Raw genomic sequence first — 3,002 nt, 5'->3', positions numbered from 1 at the left:
CGGATGCAGATCTCCATCCGGTGCAGGCGCAGCTCGTCGAAGCACACGTCGGTGGCGAGGGCGACCGAGGTCGTGGTGATCCCCCGCCCGGCGAACCGCTCGCTCACCCAGTACCCGATCGTCGCCGACGCGAGCGACCCTCGAGCGATGCCCCAGACATTGAGCTGACCGGTCACCTCGCCGTCGTACTCCATGACGAAGGGCACCCCCGTGCCGTCGCGATACTGCTGCAGCAGCCGGCGGACACCGGCCCGCATGTCGAACGACACGGGCCCGTCGGGACTCGTCGCCTCCCACGGCTGCAGCCACGCGCGGTTGGACAGCAGTTCCTGCTGCAGCACGCGCGCGTCCCGCTGGCGAACCAACCGGATCGCCACGTTCCCATGCCGACGAGGAGTCGTCAGGTCCACGAAACCCCCTCGAACGGACGGCGCTACAGAGTCGCCGCGAACTCCTTGAACCAGGGTCGCAGTTCGGGCCCGAGATCATCGCGATCCGCGGCGAGCTGCACGATGGCCTTGATGTAGTCCACCCTATCGCCGGTGTCATATCGACGGCCGCGGAACACCACTCCGTACACGCCGGGGCCGTCGGCCTCGGTCGCCAGCTCCTGGAGCGCGTCGGTGAGCTGGATCTCTCCACCCTTGCCCGGCGCGGTGCGCTCGAGGATGTCGAAGATCGCCGGCGTCAGCACGTACCGGCCGATGATCGCGAGGTTCGACGGGGCGTCCTCGCGCTTGGGCTTCTCGACGAGCCCGGTGACGCGCACGATGTCGGCGTCGTCGGTCGCCTCGACCGCCGCAGCGCCGTACAGGTGGATCTGCTCGGGATCGACTTCCATGAGGGCGATCACCGTTGCGCCGCGGAGTTCGTGCTGGGCGATCATGGTCGGAAGGAGCGGGTCGCGCTCGTCGATCAGGTCGTCGCCGAGCATCACGGCGAAGGGCGAGTCGCCGACGTGACTGCGCGCGCGCCACACGGCGTGCCCGAGTCCGCGCGGGTCTCCCTGGCGGACGAAGTGGATGTCGGCGAGGTCGCTGGAGGCGACGACGCTCTTCAGGCGGTCACCATCGCCCTTCTCGCGGAGCTTCACCTCCAACTCGGGCACCTGGTCGAAGTGGTTCGAGATCGCATTCTTGTTGCGGCCGATGATGACGAGAATGTCGGTGATGCCCGCCTGCGCTGCCTCCTCCACCACGTACTGGATGGCAGGCTTGTCGACGACCGGCAGCATCTCCTTGGGCATGGCTTTCGTGGCCGGAAGGAAGCGGGTGCCGAGGCCGGCAGCAGGGATGACGGCCTTCATGGGCTTGTGTGGCATGCGTCAACTCTACCGACGGGGCCGAACCGGCACGTCTGGCCCTCTGGCCTTGCCGTATGACGAGCGGCGTGGTATTCGCACCTAGAATCGACCCATGTCCGACGCCATCGCCACAGCCAAGCGCGCGCTGCGCGCCGAGCTGCGCGAGCGCCGTCAACTGCACACGGATGCCGCCCGCGAGGCAGCGGCGGAGGGCATTCAGCGTCAGCTGGACACCCTCGTCGACTCGCTCGGGGTCCGGTCGCTGTCGTGCTTCCTCTCCACTCCCACCGAGCCCGGCACCCGTGAGTTCGTGGACGGGGCGGTGAAGCGCGGCCTTCGCGTGCTGCTGCCCGTGACGCGCACCGACGGGCTGCTGGACTGGGCCGTCGCCACCCCGGACTTCGACATCACCGAGGGCATGTTCGGCCTGCCCGAACCCGTCGGCGAGCTGCTCGGTCCGATCGCGGTGAACGACGTCGACCTCCTCGTGATCCCGGCCGCCGCCGTCGACCGCCGCGGAATGCGGATGGGCTGGGGTCGTGGCTTCTACGACAAGACGATCGGGTCGATGGAGGGATGCCCGCCCGTCTATGCGGTCGTCTACGACTCCGAGCTGCTCGACGAGGTGCCCAGCGACCTGCACGACCAGCCCGTCACGGGCGTCGTGACCCCGACACAGACCGTCCACTTCGCGCCTGCCCGGCGCTGACGTCCGAAAGAGCACATGCCTACCTACGCCTACGCCTGCAAGCAGTGCGGCCACCGCTTCGACGCCGTGCAGTCGTTCGCCGACCCCACCCTCACCGAGTGCCCCGAGTGCGGAGGGCCGCTGCGCAAAGAGTACGGATCGATCGGCGTGACCTTCAACGGGTCGGGGTTCTACCGCACGGATTCGCGGGCTGCGGAGAAGAAGGGCGCGGACGCAGCGAGCTCATCTTCGGGTGGCGGCTCGTCTTCGGGCGGCTCGTCTGGCGGCTCGTCGTCCGGCGGTGGCGCGTCCTCCACCCCTGCGCCATCATCGAAGTCCGAGGCGAAGTCCTCACCCGCATCGACAAGCACATGACCGGCCTCGGCCGGAGTTAGGCCAGGTTGTTCACGTGATCCAGGGTTTCAAGGACTTCGTACTCCGCGGGAACGTCATCGACCTCGCTGTCGCGGTGGTGATCGGCGCGGCCTTCACGCTGATCGTCAACTCGATCGTCGCCGGGCTGATCAATCCTCTGATCGCGTTGATCTTCCAGGCCGACAGCCTCAACGACGTCACCTGGACGGTCACCGGTCTGAGCGGCAACGAGGTGGTGTTCGCGTTCGGAACGATCCTCGGCGCGATCATCAACTTCCTCGCGGTGGCAGTCGTGGTCTACTTCGTGTTCGTGTACCCGATGAACAAGGCGAAGGAGCGCGCCGCGGCCAAGGCGGGCATCACGGAGGAAGAGGCGTCCGACCTGCCGACAGAGCAGGAGCTGCTGCTTCAGATCCGCGACCTCCTCGCGACTCCGGGCAACGCGACCAGACCGTAGTCTCCGGCCGCCGGCCCTGTCGCCGAGAGTGCACCTCCCCGCTGCCGAGAGTGCACGTCCCCGCCGCCGGGAGTGCACGTCCCCGCTGCCGAGAGTGCACGTCCCCGCTGCCGAGAGTGCATGATGCCGAAGGCGAGAGTGCAGCTTCACGCCGCCGAAGGTGCACGTTCCCGCAGCCG

Annotated in this window: 5 protein-coding genes; 3 read left to right on the top strand and 2 right to left on the bottom strand. The window is 68.0% G+C overall.

Annotation, left to right across the window (positions count from 1 at the left end):
• Positions 1 to 410, bottom strand: a 410-nt coding sequence (locus tag VFX99_RS14230) for a GNAT family protein (RefSeq protein ID WP_329666949.1), incomplete at its 3' end; no start/stop codon positions are given.
• 23 nt (positions 411 to 433) lie between these two features.
• A complete protein-coding gene (gene galU / locus VFX99_RS14225; RefSeq protein WP_329666948.1) occupies positions 434 to 1,321 on the bottom strand; it encodes a UTP--glucose-1-phosphate uridylyltransferase GalU in 888 nt (295 codons plus the stop codon).
• 94 nt (positions 1,322 to 1,415) lie between these two features.
• On the opposite strand from galU, the gene VFX99_RS14220 reads away from it, so the two are divergent.
• From VFX99_RS14220 to mscL, 3 genes are read left to right on the top strand one after another with little or no spacing between them, the layout of a single operon-like run.
• The gene (locus VFX99_RS14220; RefSeq protein WP_329666947.1) at positions 1,416 to 2,012 is read left to right on the top strand and encodes a 5-formyltetrahydrofolate cyclo-ligase; all 597 of its coding nucleotides are present in this window, start codon (positions 1,416 to 1,418) and stop codon (positions 2,010 to 2,012) included.
• 15 nt (positions 2,013 to 2,027) lie between these two features.
• Positions 2,028 to 2,366 (top strand): FmdB family zinc ribbon protein, encoded by a 339-nt coding sequence (locus tag VFX99_RS14215; protein ID WP_329666946.1) that lies wholly within the window; start codon positions 2,028 to 2,030, stop codon positions 2,364 to 2,366.
• A gap of 34 nt (positions 2,367 to 2,400) precedes the next feature.
• The gene (mscL, locus tag VFX99_RS14210; RefSeq protein WP_329666945.1) at positions 2,401 to 2,823 is read left to right on the top strand and encodes a large conductance mechanosensitive channel protein MscL; all 423 of its coding nucleotides are present in this window, start codon (positions 2,401 to 2,403) and stop codon (positions 2,821 to 2,823) included.
• Positions 2,824 to 3,002: the final 179 nt, after the last annotated feature.

It is taken from the genome of Microbacterium sp. (assembly GCF_036277215.1).
GTDB lineage: Bacteria > Actinomycetota > Actinomycetes > Actinomycetales > Microbacteriaceae > Microbacterium.
This window is presented reverse-complemented; position numbering and strand designations above follow the sequence as displayed.

Excerpts from the sequence above, each read along its gene's own strand:
- galU (WP_329666948.1), bottom strand. The coding sequence starts at position 1,321 with ATGCCACACAAGCCCATGAAGGCCGTCATCCCTGCTGCCGGCCTCGGC.
- VFX99_RS14220 (WP_329666947.1), top strand. The coding sequence starts at position 1,416 with ATGTCCGACGCCATCGCCACAGCCAAGCGCGCGCTGCGCGCCGAGCTG.
- VFX99_RS14215 (WP_329666946.1), top strand. The coding sequence starts at position 2,028 with ATGCCTACCTACGCCTACGCCTGCAAGCAGTGCGGCCACCGCTTCGAC.